The 19,978-nt window shown below is 66.9% G+C and carries 21 protein-coding genes; 13 read left to right on the top strand and 8 right to left on the bottom strand.

Annotated features, from left to right (window positions below):
• Positions 1 to 167 precede the first annotated feature (167 nt).
• Positions 168 to 1,202 carry a choice-of-anchor A family protein gene (locus C8N38_RS00890; protein ID WP_108023000.1) on the bottom strand — a complete coding sequence of 345 codons (1,035 nt, stop codon included), beginning with the start codon at positions 1,200 to 1,202 and terminating at the stop codon, positions 168 to 170.
• Between the two features lie 351 nt (positions 1,203 to 1,553).
• On the opposite strand from C8N38_RS00890, the gene speD reads away from it, so the two are divergent.
• The gene (gene speD / locus C8N38_RS00885) at positions 1,554 to 2,060 is read left to right on the top strand and encodes an adenosylmethionine decarboxylase (RefSeq protein WP_108022998.1); all 507 of its coding nucleotides are present in this window, start codon (positions 1,554 to 1,556) and stop codon (positions 2,058 to 2,060) included.
• Between the two features lie 17 nt (positions 2,061 to 2,077).
• Here speD and C8N38_RS00880 read toward each other — a convergent pair whose 3' ends face one another.
• Positions 2,078 to 2,275 carry a YjiS-like domain-containing protein gene (locus C8N38_RS00880; RefSeq protein ID WP_108022996.1) on the bottom strand — a complete coding sequence of 66 codons (198 nt, stop codon included), beginning with the start codon at positions 2,273 to 2,275 and terminating at the stop codon, positions 2,078 to 2,080.
• Between the two features lie 120 nt (positions 2,276 to 2,395).
• Between C8N38_RS00880 and C8N38_RS00875 the strand changes: the two genes are divergently transcribed.
• Together C8N38_RS00875 and speE are read left to right on the top strand one after the other, a co-directional pair.
• Complete coding sequence (locus C8N38_RS00875; protein WP_108023681.1) at positions 2,396 to 3,076, top strand: ArsR/SmtB family transcription factor; 681 nt, start codon at positions 2,396 to 2,398, stop codon at positions 3,074 to 3,076.
• Between the two features lie 45 nt (positions 3,077 to 3,121).
• Positions 3,122 to 3,982, top strand: coding sequence for a polyamine aminopropyltransferase (gene speE / locus C8N38_RS00870; RefSeq protein ID WP_108022994.1), 861 nt, complete (start codon positions 3,122 to 3,124; stop codon positions 3,980 to 3,982).
• A gap of 141 nt (positions 3,983 to 4,123) precedes the next feature.
• Here speE and C8N38_RS00865 read toward each other — a convergent pair whose 3' ends face one another.
• On the bottom strand, positions 4,124 to 5,218 hold the full coding sequence (locus C8N38_RS00865; protein ID WP_108022992.1) for a DUF6456 domain-containing protein: 1,095 nt from the start codon (positions 5,216 to 5,218) through the stop codon (positions 4,124 to 4,126).
• A 232-nt stretch (positions 5,219 to 5,450) separates the two neighbouring features.
• Here C8N38_RS00865 and C8N38_RS00860 point away from each other — a divergent pair, with 232 nt between their 5' ends.
• Complete coding sequence (locus tag C8N38_RS00860) at positions 5,451 to 5,753, top strand: DUF6477 family protein (RefSeq protein WP_108022991.1); 303 nt, start codon at positions 5,451 to 5,453, stop codon at positions 5,751 to 5,753.
• 51 nt (positions 5,754 to 5,804) lie between these two features.
• Here C8N38_RS00860 and C8N38_RS00855 read toward each other — a convergent pair whose 3' ends face one another.
• A complete protein-coding gene (locus tag C8N38_RS00855; protein WP_108022989.1) occupies positions 5,805 to 7,355 on the bottom strand; it encodes a trimethylamine methyltransferase family protein in 1,551 nt (516 codons plus the stop codon).
• 392 nt (positions 7,356 to 7,747) lie between these two features.
• Between C8N38_RS00855 and C8N38_RS00850 the strand changes: the two genes are divergently transcribed.
• The 6 genes from C8N38_RS00850 (at position 7,748) to C8N38_RS00825 (ending at position 13,663) form a co-directional block, all read left to right on the top strand.
• The gene (locus C8N38_RS00850) at positions 7,748 to 8,677 is read left to right on the top strand and encodes a delta-class carbonic anhydrase (RefSeq protein ID WP_245895470.1); all 930 of its coding nucleotides are present in this window, start codon (positions 7,748 to 7,750) and stop codon (positions 8,675 to 8,677) included.
• A 65-nt stretch (positions 8,678 to 8,742) separates the two neighbouring features.
• Complete coding sequence (guaA, locus tag C8N38_RS00845; RefSeq protein WP_108022987.1) at positions 8,743 to 10,299, top strand: glutamine-hydrolyzing GMP synthase; 1,557 nt, start codon at positions 8,743 to 8,745, stop codon at positions 10,297 to 10,299.
• Positions 10,290 to 10,571 (top strand): putative quinol monooxygenase, encoded by a 282-nt coding sequence (locus C8N38_RS00840; RefSeq protein ID WP_108022985.1) that lies wholly within the window; start codon positions 10,290 to 10,292, stop codon positions 10,569 to 10,571. Before guaA ends, C8N38_RS00840 begins: the two co-directional genes overlap by 10 nt.
• A gap of 10 nt (positions 10,572 to 10,581) precedes the next feature.
• Complete coding sequence (locus C8N38_RS00835; RefSeq protein ID WP_108022983.1) at positions 10,582 to 11,490, top strand: DMT family transporter; 909 nt, start codon at positions 10,582 to 10,584, stop codon at positions 11,488 to 11,490.
• Positions 11,491 to 11,553: 63 nt separating this feature from the next.
• A complete protein-coding gene (locus C8N38_RS00830; RefSeq protein WP_108022981.1) occupies positions 11,554 to 12,663 on the top strand; it encodes a hypothetical protein in 1,110 nt (369 codons plus the stop codon).
• Positions 12,664 to 12,790: 127 nt separating this feature from the next.
• Complete coding sequence (locus C8N38_RS00825) at positions 12,791 to 13,663, top strand: ATPase (protein ID WP_108022979.1); 873 nt, start codon at positions 12,791 to 12,793, stop codon at positions 13,661 to 13,663.
• On the opposite strand, the gene C8N38_RS00820 is transcribed toward C8N38_RS00825, so the two are convergent.
• Positions 13,635 to 14,216 (bottom strand): hypothetical protein, encoded by a 582-nt coding sequence (locus C8N38_RS00820; RefSeq protein ID WP_108022977.1) that lies wholly within the window; start codon positions 14,214 to 14,216, stop codon positions 13,635 to 13,637. The genes C8N38_RS00825 and C8N38_RS00820 overlap by 29 nt on opposite strands.
• Positions 14,217 to 14,382: 166 nt before the next feature.
• Here C8N38_RS00820 and metA point away from each other — a divergent pair, with 166 nt between their 5' ends.
• From metA to ppk2, 3 genes are read left to right on the top strand one after another with little or no spacing between them, the layout of a single operon-like run.
• Positions 14,383 to 15,309 carry a homoserine O-acetyltransferase MetA gene (gene metA / locus C8N38_RS00815; protein ID WP_108022975.1) on the top strand — a complete coding sequence of 309 codons (927 nt, stop codon included), beginning with the start codon at positions 14,383 to 14,385 and terminating at the stop codon, positions 15,307 to 15,309.
• 2 nt (positions 15,310 to 15,311) lie between these two features.
• Entirely contained in the window at positions 15,312 to 16,184 is an 873-nt protein-coding gene (locus tag C8N38_RS00810) for an alpha/beta fold hydrolase (RefSeq protein WP_108022973.1), read from the top strand.
• Positions 16,185 to 16,219: 35 nt separating this feature from the next.
• Positions 16,220 to 17,092 carry a polyphosphate kinase 2 gene (ppk2, locus tag C8N38_RS00805; protein WP_108022971.1) on the top strand — a complete coding sequence of 291 codons (873 nt, stop codon included), beginning with the start codon at positions 16,220 to 16,222 and terminating at the stop codon, positions 17,090 to 17,092.
• Positions 17,093 to 17,110: 18 nt separating this feature from the next.
• On the opposite strand, the gene C8N38_RS00800 is transcribed toward ppk2, so the two are convergent.
• The 3 genes from C8N38_RS00800 to C8N38_RS00790 are packed head-to-tail and all read right to left on the bottom strand — an operon-like array spanning position 17,111 to position 19,919.
• Positions 17,111 to 18,220, bottom strand: coding sequence for an ABC transporter ATP-binding protein (locus C8N38_RS00800; protein ID WP_245895469.1), 1,110 nt, complete (start codon positions 18,218 to 18,220; stop codon positions 17,111 to 17,113).
• Complete coding sequence (locus C8N38_RS00795; protein ID WP_108022969.1) at positions 18,217 to 19,017, bottom strand: ABC transporter permease; 801 nt, start codon at positions 19,015 to 19,017, stop codon at positions 18,217 to 18,219. Before C8N38_RS00795 ends, C8N38_RS00800 begins: the two co-directional genes overlap by 4 nt.
• Positions 19,014 to 19,919, bottom strand: coding sequence for an ABC transporter permease (locus tag C8N38_RS00790; protein ID WP_108023674.1), 906 nt, complete (start codon positions 19,917 to 19,919; stop codon positions 19,014 to 19,016). Before C8N38_RS00790 ends, C8N38_RS00795 begins: the two co-directional genes overlap by 4 nt.
• Between the last annotated feature and the right edge of the window lie 59 nt (positions 19,920 to 19,978).

Below are 19,978 nucleotides of genomic sequence, written 5' to 3'. Positions count from 1 at the left end.
GGCACAGGTCAAGGACCTTGAGCGCCGATTTATCACATCAATTCAAAGTCTTGCAAAATAGGTATCAGGATACCTCAAATTTCTGGCGCGATCGGCCGTGATCGGGCGCGAAAATGCGGAAGGCCGGCCGTTTCCGGCCGGCGTCGAAGGCATTCGGACGGGTCCGGTCAGGCGCGGCGGCGGCGCATCAGGGCCACCGCCCCCACCGCCGCCGCCAGCAGCGGCAGCGTCGCCGGCAGCGGCACCGGCGCCGGGTCGTCATGGGGCAGATCGCCCAAGAAGGCCTGCGCATGCACCTGCCCGCGCAGAACGGCCGAGCCCGCGAAGATATTGCCCTCGATGGCGGTCGAGTTGGTCAGCGCCGCGTTCCCGGCCAGGATCGAGCCGTACATCTGCCGACCGAGCGTGACCGAGGTCGCCTCGTAGAAGTTCCAGATAATGCGCTGGCCGTCGCTGGCCTGCAGGCCCAGCATGTTGTCCTCGATCAGGATCGACGACCCCGCGACGTTCAGGATCAGCGTGTCGGTCGCGCCAAGGCTGAAGTCGATCTGACCGATCGAGCCGCCGAAATCGGAGATGTCGAAGTTGTAGACGCTGATGCCGCCGCCGGTCGCCGCGATGTTCAGCGTGTTGCCGCCACCGCTGACCGTCGCCGTTCCGGTGGCCGCCAGTTTCGACAGATCCTCGGACGCCTGGTTCAGCGTGGCGACGACATCGGTCGGAAACAGCGCCTCGAACGCGGCAGTGCCCGCCAGCCCGTCTTCGACCCGAACCCCGTCGAAGCTGGGCGTTTCCTTGTTGTTGATCCGCGTTCCGGACGACAGCGTGCCCCCGACCTGCACCTCGCCGGTCTTTTCAACGCCGAATTCGATGACGTTGGTCGAGACATTGCCCCGCACCGCCAGGGTGGTGCCATAGGCCCCGACGCGCACGCCGCCCGGTCCGGTGACATTGCCTTCGACCATCACGTCGGCATAGTCCGAGGCCGGAAGCGGGCGATTGGCGAAATCGGCCTTGCCGGCCGAGGCAACCAGATCGCCGCCCACATAGGCCCGGCCGTAATTGTCCTGGTTGGTGTCGAGATTGCCGGCGGTGACGATCGAGAACTGCGACAGGATCTCGGAGGCAGAAAGGGTCGCTGCGGGCGCGGCCACCCCCAGAGAGACCGCCATCGCGGTCCCAAGCAGGAATTCCATTTTCATTTCAAGTATTCCCCAAAAGAACTCGTACAAGGACACCCGCCTCGGCCCCCACCGGTGCGGCACCCAATGCTAATATTTTACTCGTTCCAGCTTGCGGCAACAAGGGCCGCGTTCCGGCCCCCCCGAAAAGAGAACGATCACGCGGCGTCACCGAACGCGGCGCGCCGCAACGCGGCAGGTTTTGGTGCGACATGGGGCACTTTCGGGGCCTTTTCGCGAGTTTGCTATTGATCGAATCCAAAACCTTCCCTAGGTGAGCCCAACGATCGGACCCGATCCCAACTTCGGATCTTCCCGGGGGGGCGCTAAGGGGCCGGCTGGATTCAATCTGCTGGTAAGAAGGGGCGCGCCATGACTGACGCCAACCTCTTCCGACTGGGGATCGGTCTGGAGACAGGCGCCCATGCGGAAGATCACCGCGGCCATGCGGCCGCCAACGCCACCCGTGACGTCTTCGACGACTCGCGTGACGACCATTTCATTCGCCGTGACGGCCGGATCTTTGCCGGCACACATCTGATCATCGAGGTGGTCGACGGCGAAGGGCTCGACGACGAGGCCCGGATCCAGAAGGCGTTCCGCGACTGCGTCGACGAATGCGGCGCGACGCTTCTGCACATCCACACCCACAAGTTCAGCCCCCAGGGCGTGAGCGGCGTGGCGGTGCTGGCCGAAAGCCATATCTCGGTGCACACCTGGCCCGAGATCGGCTATGGTGCCTTCGACGTCTTCATGTGCGGCGACGCCGAGCCCTGGCGAGCGGTCGAGGTGCTGCGTGCGGCCTTCGACGCGGGCGATATCCGGGTCAAGGAACTGCTGCGCGGCGAGGACGTGGTGGCCGCGCGCGTCGCGGCCTGACACGGACGCATCGCCACTCAGCCCCACCAGAACGGTCGCGCCGCCTCGCGGCGCGCCGCCTTGGCGTCGATGCCGATATCCTGCACCAGATGCGGCGCCAGCCGGGCCAGATCCGCCCGGGTGCGACGGTTTCTGAGCCAGCGCGCGAAAGGCCGCGCAAGCGGCCCGGCGCTGGCCCTGCGGTTCGGGGACAGGACGGTTTGGCGGACGGTCATGGCGGTCTCCTTCGGATGTGCAGCGGGGTCCATCCGGCCCGCAGCGCGCGCCCCGGTGTTTCGGCCCCGACCGAAGGCTTTCGACTTGACCCCGATGGCGAGGCCCGGAAGGCTGGCTCCATGAAAGACGGTCCCGACATTTCCCGCATCGCCGCGCTGATCGGCGCCCCGACCCGCGCGTCGATCCCGACGGCGCTTTTGTCGGGCCGGGCGCTGAGCGCGGGCGAACCGGCCTGCGAGGCCGGATCCAGCGCAGCCACCCCCTCGGGGCGTCTGGCGCAGCGGGCTGAGGCCGGGCCGATCCGGCCGCGCAAGCAGGACCGTCACCGCTATTTCGCGCTGGCCGGAGACGAGATCGCGGGCCCGTTCGAGACGCTGAGCGCGCTTGCGGGCGCCAAGGGTCATCCGCGCAGCCGTCCCGGCCCGCGCGATGCCGCGCTGCGTAAGGTCCGGACCTGCCACGACCATATCGCGCGCGCCCGCGCGGGCGCGATCTTCGAAAGTCTCGCCGCGCGCGGGTTTCTGACCGTCGCGCGCGGGGACGTGGCCCCGACCGCCCGGGGCGCGGCCGTCTTCGCCGGGCTCGGCAGCCCCCTGCCCCGAACCGGACCCGGGCCGCGTCCGCTCTGGCGTGCCTGTCTCGACAGGAGCGAGCGGCGCTCGCATCTGGCGGGCGCGCTGGGCGCGGCCCTGCTGGCCCGCGGGCCCGAGGCCGGCGGACAGCGCCGTCTGGCCCGGGGGCGGCATCTGCATCTGACCCCGGCGGGCGCGCAGGCCCTGGCCGAGGCCTTTCCGACCTGACCCGGGCACCGGGTCCCCATCCGACAGATCTCAAGGAGCGACGCGATGACCGACACCCCGATCCCGGGCTGGACCCTCGAACGCCTGCACAAGGGCTATGGCCAGGCGCTGGAGGAAACCGAGGTTCTCTATGACAGCCAGACCGACCACCAGCGGCTGAGGGTCTTCGAAAACCCGCGCTTCGGCCGGGTGATGACGCTCGACGGCGTGGTGCAGGTGACCGAGGCCGACAACTTCATCTATCACGAGATGCTGACCCATGTGCCGATCCTCGCCCATGGCGCCGCGAAACGGGTGCTGATCATCGGCGGCGGCGATGGCGGCATGGCGCGCGAGGCGCTGCGGCATCCTTCGGTCGAGAGCGTGACCATGGTCGAGATCGACGCGGGCGTTGTCGAGTTCTGCAAGACCTACCTGCCCGGCATCAGCCAGGGCGCCTTCGACGACCCGCGGCTGAACCTCGTGATCGACGACGGGGCCGCCTTCATGCGCAACACCGATCAGAAATTCGATGTGATCGTCGTCGATTCCACCGACCCGATCGGCCCGGGCGAGGTGCTGTTCACGGACACCTTCTATGGCCATGCCAAACGCGCACTGACGCAAGACGGCATTCTGGTGACCCAGAACGGCGTGCCCTTCGTGCAGGGAGAGGAACTGACCAATTCGATGCGCGCCTTCAAGGCGCTCTTTGCCGACTGGGGCTGCTACATGGCGACGGTGCCCACCTATGCCGGCGGACCGATGGCCTTCGGCTGGGGCACCGACGGGCCGGGGCGCACGGTGGCGCTGGACGAGCTCGAGGCGCGGTTCGCGGCGGCGGCCATCCAGACCGACTATTACACGCCCGAGATCCACAGGGCGGCCTTCGCGCTGCCGGGCTATGTCCGGCGGCTGATGCCCTGAGCACGGGACCCGAGCTGTCGGAAAGGCAGGGCCGCAGTCGGGCCGTCGGATCCCCGGCGGCCCGCCGCGTCCGGATGGTGTGCCGCCGCCGCAGGGGCCGGTCCGACTTCGGGTGACCCGGCCCCCCGCGCCGACTGCCGTCTAGCCGATCAGCCCCGACCGGTCGCCCAACGTCTCGTAGTGCCGTTTCAGGCGCTGCAACGCAATCCGGAGCACGATCTTGCCCGAACGCGCCGACCAGCCCATGCGCTGTTCGGCCTGCTCCAGCCCTTCGAGGAAACAACAGCAGCGCAACGCCACGTCGCCAAGCCCCGGACCCAGTTCGCGCAGAGCTGCGGCCACACGATCCCGCGCTGCCGCCGAGCCCCCGGACGCCCCGTCCGCACCGAAGAACGACCCACGATCGCCGCCGGTGAGGAACCGGTCCCAGTTCTGGGCCACCCGCGGCCCCAGCTGCGCCACCTCGAAATCCTCGCGCAGCCGTTCGCCCGCCGCCACCAGATCGTGGCTCAGGAACGGGTGGCCGTCCTTCTCCTTTCGCCGCGCCAGAATGGCCAGCGGCGACTCGGCGCGGTTGAAGCGGATCCGCTCGGCGCGGGCGTTCTTCTGCACCTCCCAGTCGCGATGCTGCGCGGCAAAGGGCGACTGGGCCTCCGCAAAGCCGTCGCGCCGTTCGGCCTCTTCGGCCTGCAGCCGCTTGAACGCGGCGCGCCCGGCGCTGCTGATGTCGTAGATGGTTACCCGGCCGCGGGTGCGGCAGGCGATCCAGTCCTTCAGGGCGAAGGCCTCGGCGACCGAGCGGTCCACCACGGCGGTCCGGGTCGTCTGGCCATCGGCGCTTTCGCGCAGGATGGCCGCCTTCTCCATGTCGCGGGCGACCGCCATGAAGGCTCCGGGTTCGTTCAGGCGCCGCAGCAGGCGCAGGGCCTCGCGGTCGATTGCGGGCTCGTCCGCTGCGGGGGGCAACGGGCGCGTTGTCGGAGACATTTGGGGGCTCTCCTTCTTGGGGGCGGAGGCACCGGCCCGGCCACCGAGCCGGGTCAGCGCATCGTCGATTAAGGGATCGTCCCGCCGGGTTTCGACCCGGCGCACCTGACGCATGACCGTCGAGGGATGACACCCCTCGATCCGGGCAAGTTCACGCAACGAAACGCCTGCCTCGGTATGAGCCAGATAAAGCCGCGCCGCCTGCGGCAGCCAGGCCGGAACGGACTGATTTGGGCACTGCGTTCCCACAACAAACCTCTCTTGAGCTTTCTGGAGAGGCGGCCCCGTGGAACACCAGGCGACCGCACAATACAATCCAAGGTTGTTTTGGTTACCGTTTAGTTAAGAATTGCTCCACGTGTTCATTCTTGTTTCCAAACCATAAAAATTCCTGTGGATAACGCGCGCTCAAATCGCCGGATGCGCAACACCCGTTCCGGTTGTGCGAGGATGCCTCCTGTCATCAATCGGAGATCGCGCCATGAACATGCTTCCCGCCACGCTCGCCACGCTGCGCCGCCCTCGCCTGCTGGTGCGTGCAGCGAGGTTCGGCCTTGGCGATTATCGCCGCGAACGCGACCTCGCCCGGCTCATGCAGGGGCGGCTGCCGGACAGTGCCCAGACCGCACTGTCCTGGCTGATCGATCAGGAACAACGAATGGAAACCATCCGGCAGTCCGGGGACGCCGGGTACTCGACCGCGCGGCATATCGAGCTGCTGATCGCGCTGATGGCCGAAGCCCGGCTGATCTGCGATTTCGAAAGCACCCACGCGGCGGAATGAGGAGCGGGCCCGGCCAGGGCCGAGCCGCGCCCCTCGGGGGCCGGTCTCCGGTCAGACGAACGCGTCTGGCATGTCCGCCTTGCGCCGGGCCACGTAATCCTCGACCGCCTCGCGCCGCGCCGGATCGAGCGGCGGCGCCTCGTAGCGCGCCAGAAGCCGGGTGACCCGGTCGGCCGCCAGCGTGGCCGTGTCGCGCGCGCCTTCCTCGTCCCAGGTCTCGAAGGGCTTGTAGTCCAGAAGATCGGTGCGCCAGAACGCGTCGCGGAAATGCGCCTGGGTATGGGCGCAGCCCAGGAAGTGCCCGCCCGGCCCCACCTCGCGCAGCGCGTCCATCGCCTGCGCCGCCGGGTCGGTGGCGATGCCCGCCGCCATCCTGTGCAGCGCGCCCAGCTGGTCGGCATCCATCACGTATTTCTCGTAGCTCGCGACCAGCCCGCCTTCCAGCCAGCCCGCCGCATGCAGCATGAAGTTGACCCCGCCCAGAAGCGCCGCGTTCAGCGTGGCGGCGGTCTCGTAGGCGGCCTGCGCGTCGGGCAGCTTGGACCCGCAAAGCGCGCCGCCCGACCGGAACGGCAGCCCCAGACGCCGCGCGAGCTGGCCCGCGCCGTAAAGGATCTGGCTGGCCTCGGGCGTGCCGAAGGTCGGCGCGCCGGAATTCATGTCGATCGAGGTCACGAAGGCCCCGAAGATCACCGGCGCCCCGGGCCGCACCAGCTGCGAATAGGCCACGCCCGCCAGCACCTCGGCCAGCACCTGGGTCAGCGTGCCCGCGACCGTCACCGGCGCCATCGCGCCGCCCACGATGAAGGGCGAGACGATGCAGGCCTGGTTTGCCGCCGCATAGACCTCGAGCGCGCCCATCATCGTCGCATCGAAGGTCAGCGGCGAGTTGATGTTGACGAGCGAGGTCATCACCGTGTTCTCGGCCACGAAGTCCTTGCCGAACAGCAATTCGCACATCGCCACGGAATCCCGTGCCCGCGAAGGTTCGGTGACCGAGCCCATGAACGGCTTGTCCGACAGGGTCATGTGGGCATGGATCATGTCCAGATGACGCTTGTTCACCGGCACGTCGGTCGGCTCGCAGACGGTGCCGCCCGAATGGTGCATCCATTTCGACATCTGGCCCAGCTGCACGAAGCGGCGAAAATCCTCCATCGTCGCATAGCGGCGGCCGCCGTCGATATCGCGCACGAAGGGCGGCCCGTAGACCGGCGCCAGCACCAGGTTGCGGCCGCCGATCTCGACATTGCGTTCGGGGTTGCGGGCATGCTGGACAAAGCGGGCGGGCGCGGTCGCGCAAAGCTTGCGCGCGAGGCCCCGCGGGATGCGGACCCGTTCGCCCTCGATCTCGGCGCCCGCCTCGCGCCAGCGCGCCAGCGCGCCCGGGTTGTCGACGAAATTGACCCCGATCTCGGCCAGTACGGTTTCGGCATTGGCCTCGATCAGCTCCAGCGCCTCGGCGTTCAGGATCTCGAAATCGGGAATGTTGCGGGTGATGTAGCGCGCGGTCTCGATGCCCACATTGGTGCGCGCGGCACGGCGCGCGGCGCCGCCGCCTCCCCGGGCGCGGCGCCCTGCGTTCCCCTCAGCCTCGGACATGCACGTCTCCCGTCGATCTGGTCCTGCCTTCCCCGGTTCTAGCGCCGATGCCGCGCCGCGGGCCGCGCGGTTTGCGCCCTTTCCTTTGCCGTCCGCGACATCGACCGGCGCCGCCGCCAAAGTTCCGCCCCATTCGCCGGGGCAGGTGCCCATGCGCGTCCAGAAATTTCCCGAAGGCGGCCCATGACTGGCCGCGCGGGGGCCGCGTTTCACCGGCACTTCTTGGGGCGTCGCGTCCGCGCGCGACACCGCCCGGGACTGCCCCCGATCCGGCGAAAACCGGCCCGACCGACACCTGCCTGCCCTCCGGCGACGGGGCGGGCCACAACCAGCAGCTTTGCCCGGTTGCGCCCCCGCATCCGCGCCCGATCCGCACGACAGAGAGGACAGAGATGTCGAACCCCCTGCCCACCCTTCTTGCAATGACCGCCCTTGCGATTGCCGGAGGCATCCTGGCCACCCCCGTGCCAGCCGACAGCACCGGTCAGGGAACCCAGATGGCGGCGGCGGATCCCGCGGCGCATGGCGCAGCGGCGGGTCATGCAGCCCCCGGGCATGGCGCCGACGGCCACGATACCCCCGCCCCCGCCCTGGCCCAGGGGCTTTGTCACGGCTTCGGGCCGCAGGCCCCGCGCGACATCACGATGACCCGGGGCAGCAACGGGCGGATCTTCAACATGGCCCCGCCCTCGTCCGAGCTGAACCTGTGCAACATCCACACCCATACCAATGCCGAACATTCCGGTCCCGGCTTCTCGATCAGCGCGGGCACGGGCGAACACGGCGGCTTCAAGTGCAACGAGACCGCCAGCCTGACCGAACAGGAACTGAGGGACCCGGCCGCCGGGCGCGGAGCGTTCCATGGCGCCAAACCGGGCGACACCATCGAGGTCCACTGGGTCTACAGCTCGTGCGACGTGGCTCCGGGCAAGGGGCTGGGCTCGTGCATGTCGGAAACCTGCCAGAACCCGCAATTGCGCGTCGAGGCGCAGGTCTTTCTGCTGGTCAACGATCACACCGCGCTCGACTTCAAGGATTTCATCTATCGCGGCACCCAGGTGAACGGGCTTCACCAGCCGCGCGCCCTGCCCCAGAATACCGGCACGCCGGTGCTTTATGGCGGCTCGACCACCGGCCCGAAATACACCCAGGCCACCTGTTCGCCGCTGCAGGTGACCTGGTCGGTGCGCCCGTCCTGCGCAAAGCTCGACATCAATTCGCTGTACGAATGGGCCGCCCATGGCAACGTCTTCGAAGAGGATCACAGCCATGGCGTGCGCCAGCTCGTGACCGCCGAAGAGCTCTTGTCGCCGATCCGCTGACCGCCCCAGCCGGGGGCCGTTTCGGCGGGATTGCCACGGCGCATGGGGTCGCATATTGAGACCCCATGAGCACCCATGACCGCCTTCTCATCATCGACTTCGGAAGCCAGGTGACGCAACTGATCGCGCGCCGCCTGCGCGAGCTGAACGTCTATTGCGAAATCCATCCCTACCAGAATGTCACCGACGCCTTCCTGGCCGACTTCGCGCCCAAGGCGGTGATCTTCTCGGGCGGGCCCGCCTCCGTGCTGGACGAAGGATCGCCGCGTCCGCCCGAGGGCGTCTTCGCCCTCGGCGTGCCGATCCTCGGCATCTGCTACGGCCAGCAGGTGATGATGCAGATGCTGGGCGGCCGGGTCGAACGGGGCCACGGCACCGCCGAATTCGGCCGCGCCTATGTCACCCCCTCGGCCGAGCGGATCGACCTGCTGAAGGGCTGGTTCGCCCAGGACCGCGAGCAGGTCTGGATGAGCCATGGCGACCATGTGGCCGAGATCGCGCCGGGATTCACCGTCTACGGCACCTCGCCCAATGCGCCCTTCGCGATCACCGCGGACCTCTCGCGCAACTTCTTCGCGGTGCAGTTCCACCCCGAGGTGCACCACACCCCGAACGGCAAGACGCTTTACGAGAATTTCGTGCGCCTTGCGGGCTTCACCGGCGACTGGACCATGGGCGCCTATCGCGAGGAGGCGATCCGCAAGATCCGCGAGCAGGTCGGCGATGCCAAGGTCATCTGCGGGCTTTCGGGCGGGGTCGACAGCTCGGTCGCGGCGGTGCTGATCCACGAGGCGATCGGCGATCAGCTGACCTGCGTCTTCGTCGATCACGGGCTTCTGCGGCTGAACGAGGCCGAAGAAGTCGTGGCAATGTTCCGCGACAACTACAACATCCCGCTGATCCATGCCGATGAATCGGACCTGTTCCTGGGCGCGCTCGAAGGCGTCAGCGACCCCGAGGTCAAGCGCAAGACCATCGGCAAGCTCTTCATCGACGTCTTCCAGAAGCACGCGGCCGAGGTCGGCGGCGCCGAATTCCTGGCCCAGGGCACGCTCTACCCCGACGTGATCGAATCCGTCAGCTTCTCGGGCGGGCCCTCGGTCACCATCAAGTCGCACCACAATGTCGGCGGCCTGCCCGAGAAGATGGGCCTCAAGCTGGTCGAGCCGCTGCGCGAGCTCTTCAAGGACGAGGTCCGGGCGCTGGGCCACGAACTGGGCCTGCCCGCCAGCTTCATCGGCCGCCACCCCTTCCCCGGTCCGGGTCTCGCGATCCGCTGCCCCGGCGAGATCAGCCGCGAGAAGCTCGAGATCCTCAGGAAGGCCGATGCCGTCTATATCGACCAGATCCGCAAGCACGGGCTTTACGACGAGATCTGGCAGGCCTTCGTCGCGATCCTGCCCGTCCGCACCGTCGGCGTCATGGGCGACGGGCGCACCTATGACTATGCCTGCGCGCTGCGTGCCGTGACCTCGGTCGACGGGATGACGGCGGACTATTATCCCTTCACCCACGATTTCCTGGGCGAGACCGCGACGCGGATCATCAACGAGGTCAAGGGCATCAACCGGGTCACCTACGACATCACCTCGAAGCCCCCGGGCACCATCGAATGGGAGTGACCGTCACCGGCTGGATCGAGGCCCCGCCCGAACGCCGTGCGGCGCTGCGCGCGGCCGCCCCCGAGCATCTGCGCCTGACCCGTGCCGAGCCCGGCTGCGTGCGGTTCGAGATGCACGAAGACCCCGACCGGCCGGGACGGTTCCTGCTGGACGAGGAATTCACCGATGCCGCGGCCTTCGACGCCCACCGCGCCCGCAAGGCGGGCTCGGCCTGGGACAGTGCCGCCGACGGACTGCCCCGAGACCTGAAGATCGCGGGTCTGCCCGAATGAGCGCGCCGTCATGACCCCTGTGCTCCGGGCGGCCCTGTGGATGACCGGAGCGATCACCGCCTTCTCCTCGATGGCGGTTGCGGGGCGAATGGTCTCGGTCGAGCTCGATACGTTCGAGCTGATGCTCTACCGCTCGCTGATCGGCCTCGGGCTGGTGCTGGCGGTCGGCGGCGCCTTCGGACGGCTGGGCGAGATTTCGCGCCGCCAGCTCGGTCTGCATGCCCTGCGCAATGTCTGCCATTTCACCGGCCAGAACCTGTGGTTCCTGGCGCTGGGCCTGATCCCGATGGCGCAGGTCTTCGCGCTGGAATTCACCTCGCCGATCTGGGTCGCGCTGCTGGCCCCCGCCATTCTGGGCGAGAGGCTGACCCCGACCCGGGCGCTGGCGGCCTTCATCGGCTTTCTCGGCATCCTTCTCGTCGCCCGGCCGAATCCGGCCGCGCTGGAACCCGGGGCGATGGCCGCCGCGGCCGCGGCGATCTGCTTTGCGGGATCGGCGCTGTTCACCAAGCGGCTGACTCGCAGCCAGTCGATCGTCTCGATCCTCTTCTGGCTGACGGCCATGCAGACCGTGCTGGGCCTTGCCTGCGCGGGCATCGACGGCCAGATCGCCTGGCCCTCGCCCGCCGCCTGGGTCCCGCTGACCGTGATCGGGCTGGCCGGGCTCACCGCGCATTTCTGCCTGACCAGCGCGCTGTCGGTCGCGCCCGCCAGCATCGTCATGCCGCTCGACTTCCTGCGCCTGCCCGTGATCGCGCTGGTCGGCATGGTGCTTTACGACGAACCCCTCGATCCGATGGTGCTTGTCGGTGCGGCAATTATTCTCGGGGCCAATTTCCTCAATTTGCGCGGGGAAGTGGGACGCCCGCGACACGCTGGTCAGGAAAACCGGATGGCACCCCGGCGAACGTCGCGTTAGCAATTGACCGGTGAAGCCCGCGCCCGCTAGCCTTTTGTAAAAGTCAAAAAGTGGGAGGAAAGAATGAAATATGCCGTTGGGGCGGCCGTTTTGGCTGCTGTGACGACAGGCCCGGCATTTGCGGGCGGGATCGAGAGATCGGTGCCCTCGGTCGGGATCCTTTTCGAACAGGGCACCTATGTCGAACTGGGCTTCAGCCGGTTCGATCCCGACGTGAGCGGGTCGTCGGACGTGACCGGCCTTGGCTCCGGCGACATGTTGCCGGGCTTCAGCGGCTACTCGCTCGCCTTCAAGCAGGATCTGGGCGACAGCATGGCCGTGGCGCTGATCCTCGATGAACCGATCGGTGCGGATGTGTCCTATGGCAGCACCAACACCTATCCGGTCGGATCTCCGCTCTCGACGCTCGACGGCGCGCAGGCCGACATCAATTCGACCGGTCTCACCGCATTGCTGCGATACGAGCTTCCGTCGAATGTCAACCTGATCGGCGGGGTCCGCGCCATCAGGACGTCGGGCACCGTCGGCCTGCCGGGCATCGGCGCCTATTCGATGACCTCCTCGACCGAGACCGATTTCGGCTACATTCTCGGCGTCGCCTGGGAAAAACCGGAAATCGCGGCGCGTGTGGCATTGACCTACAGTTCGGCCATCGACCATGCCTTCGATACGGTCGAGACCGCCGGCGCCTTTTCAATCTCGAACGAGCTTGACGTCACGATCCCGCAATCTCTGACGCTGGAATTCCAGAGCGGGATCGCGAAGGATACGCTTGTCTTCGGCTCGATCAGATGGGTGGACTGGACCGCCTTCGATATTACGCCCGATCTCTACACCGGCAGTGTCGTGCCCGGAGGATCTCTGGTCGATTACGACCACGACGTGACCACCTACAATCTGGGCCTCGGGCGCAAGTTCAACGACAACTGGTCGGGGGCCATTCTGTTCGGCTACGAAAAGCACGAAGGCAGCTATACCGGCAATCTCGGGCCGACCGACGGCTTCCGGTCGATCGGTCTGGCCGCAACCTATACCACCGGCAAGGTCAAGGTGACGGGCGGCGTGCGCTATGTCGATATCGGCAATGCCAAGACCGAGTTCGGTCCGACCACGACGACCTTCAAGGACAATCACGGTATCGGCGTGGGGCTGAGGGTCGGGTATTATTTCTGACACCTGCGCAGTGGCGCCAATCACGCCCCGGCCCCGGCCGGGGCGTTCGCGTTTCGCGGGCGGCGATTGGGTTTGACCGCCCCGCAGCGGCGGGATAGGACGCGGCGCGGATCGAAGGGGTGGTCGGATGATCTATGAGACGTCAGAGGCCTGGCGGCAGGCCAAAACCCGGCAGGTATTGCTGTTCGGCATGTCGGGGCTGGGCAAGACCCATGTGTCGAACATGCTGCGTGCCGAGGGCGGCTGGTTCCACTACTCGGTCGATTACCGCATCGGCACCCGCTACATGGGCGAATTCATCGCCGACAATTTCAAGCGCGAGGCCATGAAGGTGCCGCTGCTGCGCGAGCTTCTGCGCACCGACAGCGTGTTCATCGCCTCGAACATCACCTTCGACAATCTCGCGCCGCTCTCGACCTATCTTGGCAAGCCCGGCGCGCGCGACAAGGGCGGGCTGCCCTTCGACGAATACATGAACCGCCAGGCCCAGCACCGCGAGGCGGAAATCTCGGCGCTGCTCGATACCCCGCGCTTCATCGACCGCGCGGCCCAGCTTTACGGCTATGCCGATTTCGTCTGCGATTCCGGCGGCTCGATCTGCGAGGTCGTGGACCCTGAAGACCGCGAAGACCCGGTGCTGTCGGCGCTCTCGTCGCATCTGCTGCTGGTCTGGATCGAGGGCAGCGACGCCCATACCGCCGAACTGGTACGCCGCTTCGACCGCGCGCCGAAGCCGATGTATTACCAGCCCGAATTCCTGCATGCCGCCTGGGCCGATTACCTCGCCCAGACAGGCCTGACCGAAGACAGCGTCGATCCCGATGCCTTCGTGCGCTGGACCTATGCGCGCGCCCTGGCCCACCGGCAGCCGCGCTATGCCGCGATGGCGCGGAACTGGGGCGTCAGGGTCACCGCCGAAGAGGTCGCGGCCCTGCGCAGCCCCGAGGATTTCGTCGAGCTGATCGCCCGGGCTATCGACAGCGCGCCAGCGCGCCGCTGATCGCCGGGCCCGCGCCGGCCAGCCCGAACCGGCCCAGCGCGAAGCCCGCACCGTTGCGGATCTCGAGGCTTTGCCCGCGCATCAGCGCCCCCAACAGGGGCGCCCCGGGCGGAAGGCTTGCCAGCACGCTCAGATCGCCCGCCCCATCGCCCGCCCCGGTGAAGCTCACCGGAAACCCCTGCCCGTCCACGGCCAGCACCAGCGCATTCGGCCCCGGGCCGCCCTCGACGCCTGCCAGTTGCAGGATGCGCTGGCCGCCCGGCGCGCAGAAGAGATAGAACAGCACATCCGGATCGGCCTCTGACCGGGTCCCGGCAAAGGCGCCGCGCCCGTCGGCTGTCGGCCCGCTGGCCCAGGGAACCGGCGCGGGCGCAGCTTCCGGGGGACATCTTTGCGCCACACAGGCGGCATAGGCCGGGTTGTCGGCCGGGCCGAAGGCCGAGAGGCAACTCCAGATGCACCGCTGCAACTCCCATTCGGGGCCATCCTGGGCCGCGACCGGGCGCGCCCCACCCGCCGCCAGCACTGCGGCGCAGGTCAGAATCGGCAGCACTCTCGGCGATCTCGACCTTGTCCCGCGCACGCTTTCCCCTCCGGTTTCGCCGATTGTTCCATGTGATGAAACCGCGCGGGGTCCCGTCTGTCAATTGACCCGCCTCTCCCTTGAGAGACGGACCCAACTGACTTATGTTCACGCGCCGTTCGAGTGGAGATGTCCGATGCCCATCAAGATCCCGACCGACCTTCCCGCCTTCGACGTTCTGGCGCGCGAGGGGGTGATGGTGATGGGCGAGGATGCGGCGCTGCGCCAGGACATCCGGCCGCTGAAGATCGCGCTTCTGAACCTGATGCCGAAGAAGATCCAGACCGAGACGCAGTTCGCCCGGCTGATCGGCGCGACGCCCCTGCAGATCGAATTCAGCCTCGTGCGGATGACCGAGCACAAGACCAAGAACACCGCCGCCGAGCATATGGAGACCTTCTACCGCCCCTTTGCCGAAGTGGCGGCCAGCGGCGAGAAGTTCGACGGGCTTCTGATCACCGGCGCCCCGATCGAGCATCTGCCCTTCACCGAGGTCACCTATTGGGACGAGCTGACCCAGGTCTTCGACTGGACCCAAAGCCATGTGCATTCGACCTTCGGCATCTGCTGGGGTGGCATGGCGATGATCTATCACTTCCACGGCGTGCAGAAGCACATGCTGCCGAAGAAGGCCTTCGGCTGCTTCCGGCACCGCAATCTGGCGCCCGCCTCGCCCTATCTGCGCGGCTTTTCCGACGATTGCGTGATCCCGGTCAGCCGCTGGACCGAAATGCGCCAGGACGAGATCGACACGGCCCCCGGGCTGGTCACGCTGCTGGGAAGCGACGACTGCGGCCCCTGCCTGGTCGAGGACCCGGCGCATCGCGCTCTCTATATCTTCAACCATTTCGAATATGACAGCGAGACGCTGAAACAGGAATACGACCGCGACGTGGCCAACGGCACCCCCATCAACGTCCCGCAGAACTATTATCCGGGCGACGATCCGGCCCAGCCGCCGCAGAACCGCTGGCGCAGCCACGCCCATCTGCTTTACGGCAACTGGATCAACCAGATCTACCAGACCACCCCCTTCGACCAGACCCTGATCGGAACCCGCTGAGCATGCCCGAAGACTACGCCCCCACCGGACGGCTGATCGAGATCGACGGGCTTCAGGTCCATGCCCATCAGGAGGGCTCCGGGCCCGACGTGATCCTGCTGCATGGCGCGGGCGGCAATACCCGCGATTTCACCTTCGATCTGCTGGGGCGGCTGTCGGGCCAGTTCCGCGTGACCGCCTTCGACCGGCCGGGGCTCGGTCACACCGACCCGCTGCACCCGAACGGCGAAAGCCCCACCGAACAGGCCGCGGTGCTCGAGGCCGCCAGCGTCCGGCTGGGGCTTGGCCCGGCGGTGCTGGTCGGCCATTCTTTCGGGGGGGCCGTGGCGCTTGCCTGGGCGCTCGACCATCCGGCGCGGGCGGCGGCCATCGTGTCGCTCGCGGGCGCGGCGATGCCCTGGCCCGGCGGGCTCGGCCCCTATTACGAGCTCGTCTCGTCGGATTTCGGGTCGATGTTCATGGTGCCGCTGATCTCGGCCTTCGTGCCGCGCTTCGTCGCCGACCAGACCATCGCCCGGATCTTCGAACCCGACCCGGTGCCCGACGGCTATGCCGACCATATCGGCATCGCGCTCAGCCTGCGCCCCGATACGCTGCGCGCCAATACCCGGCAGGTGAACGGGCTCAAGCCCCATATCCGCGCCATGGCCGACCGCTATGGCGAGTTGCGGATGCCGATCGAGATCCTGCATGGCACCGCCGACCGGATCGTGCCGATCGAGGTCCATTCCCGGCCGCTGGCCGAACGCCTGCCCAACGTTCATCTGACCGAACTCGACGGCGTCGGCCACATGCCCCACCACGCCGATCCCGAGGCGGCGGTCGCGGCGATCCGCCGGGCGGCGGCGCGGGCCGGATTGCGTCCCGCCGCCTGATCGTCATACTGCCCCGGACCGGTCCGGAGCATGCGATGACAGACCTTCCCTTCGACGGCGCGATCACCCGCTTCTACGAGCACGACGCGCCCCACGAGATCCGCAAGGCCATTGCGGACAGCCACAAGCACGACATCCTGTCCGACAGCTACCCCTATGACCGCCTGCTGGACAACGACGCCTATGCCAAGGACCTCGAGGCGCTGCAGATCGAGCTGGCCAAGCTGCAAGCCGATGTGAAGGCCACCGGCAAGCGCATCGCCATCCTCTTCGAGGGCCGTGATGCGGCCGGCAAGGGCGGTACCATCAAGCGGTTTCGCGAGAACATGAACCCGCGCGTCGCCCGGCTGGTGGCGCTGCCCGCGCCCTCGGACCGCGAGAAAAGCGAGTGGTACTTCCAGCGCTATGTCGAGGAACTGCCCGCGGGCGGCGAAATCGTGCTGTTCGACCGGTCCTGGTACAACCGCGCCGTGGTCGAGCATGTCTTCGAATTCTGCACCGAGGCCGAGCGCGAACGCTTCTTCGATCAGGTTCCCCGCTTCGAGGAGATGCTGGTCGACGAGGGCGTGCTGCTGGTCAAGATCTGGCTGAACGTGGGCCAGGCCGAACAGCTGCGCCGCTTTCTGCAGCGCGAAGGCGACCCGCTCAAGCAATGGAAGCTGTCCTGGATCGACGTCGAGGGGCTGAAGCGCTGGGACGCCTATTCGGCGGCGATCCGCGAAACCTTCATGCGCACCCATACCGGGCCTGCCCCCTGGACAGTGATCCGGTCGGACGACAAGCGCAGGGCGCGGCTGGCGGCAATCCGGCGCGTGCTGTCGCTGGTCGATTACAAGGGCAAGAAGGACAAGATCGTGGGCGACCCCGACCCGCGGATCTGCGGCGGTCCCGAGATCTGGACGCTCTAGCCTCCCTGAAACCCGACCTCAGGCGAACAACACCAGCGACCGCGCATCCCAGGCGACCCGCGCCTCGGTGCCCCGGTCCAGCACCGGCCGCCCGACGAGGTTCTTCATCGAGATCGTCATCGGCCGGTCGACCCCGTCCAGCCGCACCACGTAATAGGTCATGTCCCCGTAATAGGACAGATCCTCGACCGTCCCGATCGCGACGCGGCGGTCGGTGGTTTCGCCCGGAAACAGGATCGACATGGTCTCTGGGCGGATGCCCACACTTTGGGTCTGGCCCGGATGCCAGCCGCCGGGCAGCTGATCGGGGGCGATTACCGCGCGGCCCAATCCGGCCGCCTCGACCTCGATATGGGTCTCGTCGCTGACCGTGGCGGTCGCGGGCAGGAAGTTCATCACACCGATGAATTCGCCCACCTGACGCGTGTTGGGCCGCCGGTACAGCTGTTGCGGGGTGTCGAGCTGGGCGATCTGGCCCTCGAACATCACCGCGATCCGGTCGGACATGATCAGCGCCTCTTCCTGATCGTGGGTGACCAGGATGAAGGTGATGCCCACCTGCCGTTGCAACCGCCGCAGCTCGGTCTGCATCTGTTCGCGCATCTTCTTGTCAAGCGCCGACAACGGCTCGTCCAGCAGCAGCACCTTGGGTTCCAGGATCAGCGCGCGGGCCAGCGCCACGCGCTGCCGCTGCCCGCCCGAAAGCGCATGCGCGGCACGGGCGCCATAGCCCCTGAGCCCCACCATCTCCAGGGCCTCGGCCACCTTGCGCGCCTTCTCATCCCGGCTCAGCGGCTCGCGCCGGAGACCGAAGCCCACATTCTCGGCCACCGTCAGATGCGGGAAGATCGCGTAGGACTGGAACACCATGTTGGTCGGCCGCACATTGGCCGGCACCCGTTTCATGTCCTTGCCGTCGATCGTCAGCCGGCCACCCGACAGTTCCTCGAACCCGGCGATGGTGCGCAGAAGCGTGGTCTTGCCACAGCCCGACGGTCCCAGCAGCGAAAAGAACTCGCCCTGCCGGATCTCGGCACTGATCCCCCTCAGCGCGTAATACTCGCCGTAGTATTTCTCGACATTCTCGAGCGCGATGATGGGGCGTTCGACGCCCAGCGTGTCTTTCACAGGAAACCTCCGGCGTCGGCCTGTCCGGTGCGCGCGACGCCCCGGCGGCGGAAATATTCGGCAATGGCAAGCAGGATCACAGAGGCCAGCACCAGGATCGTGCCCAGCGCCATGATCACGGGGATCTTCTGCGGAAAGCGGAGCTGGCCCCAGATATAGACCGGCAGGGTCGGGTTGGTCCCGGTCAGGAAGAAGGCGATGATGAACTCGTCGAGCGAGATCGTGAAGGCGATCAACAGCGACGAGATGATACCCGGCATCACCAGCGGCAGCGTGATGAGCCGGAAGCTCGACCAGCGGGTTTCGCCCAGATCGATGGCGGCTTCCTCCAGCGAGACGTCGAGGCTTTGAAAGGCCGAGTTCAGGATCGCGATGGAAAACGGCGTGCACATCAGCACATGGCCCAGCACCACCGTCCAGGACCCGAGCGGCAGGCCAAGCTGCAGCAGCACCACCAGCAGCGAGACCGCGACGATGATTTCGGGCAGCACCAGCGGCAGCATGATCAGCCCCAGAATGCCCTTCTTGCCCGGAAAGGCAAAGCGCGTGCCCGCCCGGGCGGCACAGATCCCCAGACAGGTGGCGATCAGCGCCGACGAAACCGCGATGATCAGGCTGTTCAGCACCGCCGCATGCAGCGCCGGGATGGTCAGAAGCTCCTTGAACCATTCCAGCGTGAAGCCCTTCAGCGGAAAGGCGATCACCGTGCCATCATTGAAGGCAAAGATCGGCAGCAGCGCGATCGGCGCATAGAGAAAGATCAGATAGAGGATCGCGTAAAGCCTGAGGCTCTTCATTTCTGCCCCTTCAGGTACCGGCGATTGAGGAACAGGAAGACCAGCGAGACCGCGGTCACCATGGCCATCGCCAGCACCGCCAGTGCCGCGCCCATGGGGGCGTTGTTCAGCTTCAGGAACTGGGTCTGGATCATGTTGGCGATCATCAGCCCGTTCGGCCCGCCCACAAGCCGGGGAGTCACATAGTCCCCGATGGTCGGGATGAAGACGATCAGCACCGCCGCCACGACCCCCGGCATCGCCAGCGGCAACGTCACCCTCAGGAAGGTCATGACCCGGCTTTCGCCCAGATCGCGGCTGGCCTCCAGCAGCGAGCGGTCGATCTTTTCAAGCGCCACATAGATCGGCAGGATCGCGAAGGGCGCATAGGCATGGGCCAGCGTGATCACCACCGCATTGGCGTTGTAGAGGATGAAGCTCAGCGGCTCGTCGATGATCCCGAGCCCGGTCAGCGTGGTGTTGAGCACACCGTTATAGCCAAGGATCACCTTCCACAGGAAAACCCGCATCAGGTAGGACGACCAGAACGGGATGGTGATCAGGAAGATCCACATCGACTTTCTGGACGGCGGCACGCTGAACGAGATGAAATAGGCGATGGGAAAGGCGGTCAGCACCGTCGCCGCCGTCACCGCCAGCGAGATCACCAGCGAGCGCAGCAGAAGCTCGCCATAAAGCGGATCCGACAGCGCCTCGCGATAATTCTTCAGCGTCAGCGTGGTATCGAGCGTCAGGTAGTCCTGCGTCCAGAAGCTGAACAGCACGATGGCCGCCAGGGGTGCTGCCAGCAGCAGCAGCGCGTAAAGGAAAGGCGGCGCCACCAGGAAATACCCCTGGGCCGCCTCGCTTCGGCCCAGCCGGGGCCAAGCCTTGATCTTGATATTGATCTTGAGCTTGATCATCGGAATCGCGCCACTCCCCGTTTCGGACGCGATCATGGAAACAGACGCGGCCCTGTGCA

Origin of the sequence: Rhodovulum kholense (assembly GCF_003053725.1) — a bacterium.
GTDB lineage: Bacteria > Pseudomonadota > Alphaproteobacteria > Rhodobacterales > Rhodobacteraceae > Rhodovulum > Rhodovulum kholense.
This window is presented reverse-complemented; position numbering and strand designations above follow the sequence as displayed.

Coding starts and splice junctions, on each gene's coding strand:
- C8N38_RS00790 (WP_108023674.1), bottom strand. CDS start 19,919: ATGATCAAGCTCAAGATCAATATCAAGATCAAGGCTTGGCCCCGGCTG.
- ppk2 (WP_108022971.1), top strand. CDS start 16,220: ATGACAGACCTTCCCTTCGACGGCGCGATCACCCGCTTCTACGAGCAC.
- C8N38_RS00855 (WP_108022989.1), bottom strand. CDS start 7,355: ATGTCCGAGGCTGAGGGGAACGCAGGGCGCCGCGCCCGGGGAGGCGGC.
- C8N38_RS00810 (WP_108022973.1), top strand. CDS start 15,312: ATGCCCGAAGACTACGCCCCCACCGGACGGCTGATCGAGATCGACGGG.
- C8N38_RS00875 (WP_108023681.1), top strand. CDS start 2,396: ATGAAAGACGGTCCCGACATTTCCCGCATCGCCGCGCTGATCGGCGCC.
- C8N38_RS00890 (WP_108023000.1), bottom strand. CDS start 1,202: ATGAAAATGGAATTCCTGCTTGGGACCGCGATGGCGGTCTCTCTGGGG.
- speD (WP_108022998.1), top strand. CDS start 1,554: ATGACTGACGCCAACCTCTTCCGACTGGGGATCGGTCTGGAGACAGGC.
- C8N38_RS00795 (WP_108022969.1), bottom strand. CDS start 19,017: ATGAAGAGCCTCAGGCTTTACGCGATCCTCTATCTGATCTTTCTCTAT.
- C8N38_RS00860 (WP_108022991.1), top strand. CDS start 5,451: ATGAACATGCTTCCCGCCACGCTCGCCACGCTGCGCCGCCCTCGCCTG.
- metA (WP_108022975.1), top strand. CDS start 14,383: ATGCCCATCAAGATCCCGACCGACCTTCCCGCCTTCGACGTTCTGGCG.
- C8N38_RS00880 (WP_108022996.1), bottom strand. CDS start 2,275: ATGACCGTCCGCCAAACCGTCCTGTCCCCGAACCGCAGGGCCAGCGCC.
- guaA (WP_108022987.1), top strand. CDS start 8,743: ATGAGCACCCATGACCGCCTTCTCATCATCGACTTCGGAAGCCAGGTG.
- speE (WP_108022994.1), top strand. CDS start 3,122: ATGACCGACACCCCGATCCCGGGCTGGACCCTCGAACGCCTGCACAAG.
- C8N38_RS00850 (WP_245895470.1), top strand. CDS start 7,748: ATGTCGAACCCCCTGCCCACCCTTCTTGCAATGACCGCCCTTGCGATT.
- C8N38_RS00825 (WP_108022979.1), top strand. CDS start 12,791: ATGATCTATGAGACGTCAGAGGCCTGGCGGCAGGCCAAAACCCGGCAG.
- C8N38_RS00830 (WP_108022981.1), top strand. CDS start 11,554: ATGAAATATGCCGTTGGGGCGGCCGTTTTGGCTGCTGTGACGACAGGC.
- C8N38_RS00840 (WP_108022985.1), top strand. CDS start 10,290: ATGGGAGTGACCGTCACCGGCTGGATCGAGGCCCCGCCCGAACGCCGT.
- C8N38_RS00835 (WP_108022983.1), top strand. CDS start 10,582: ATGACCCCTGTGCTCCGGGCGGCCCTGTGGATGACCGGAGCGATCACC.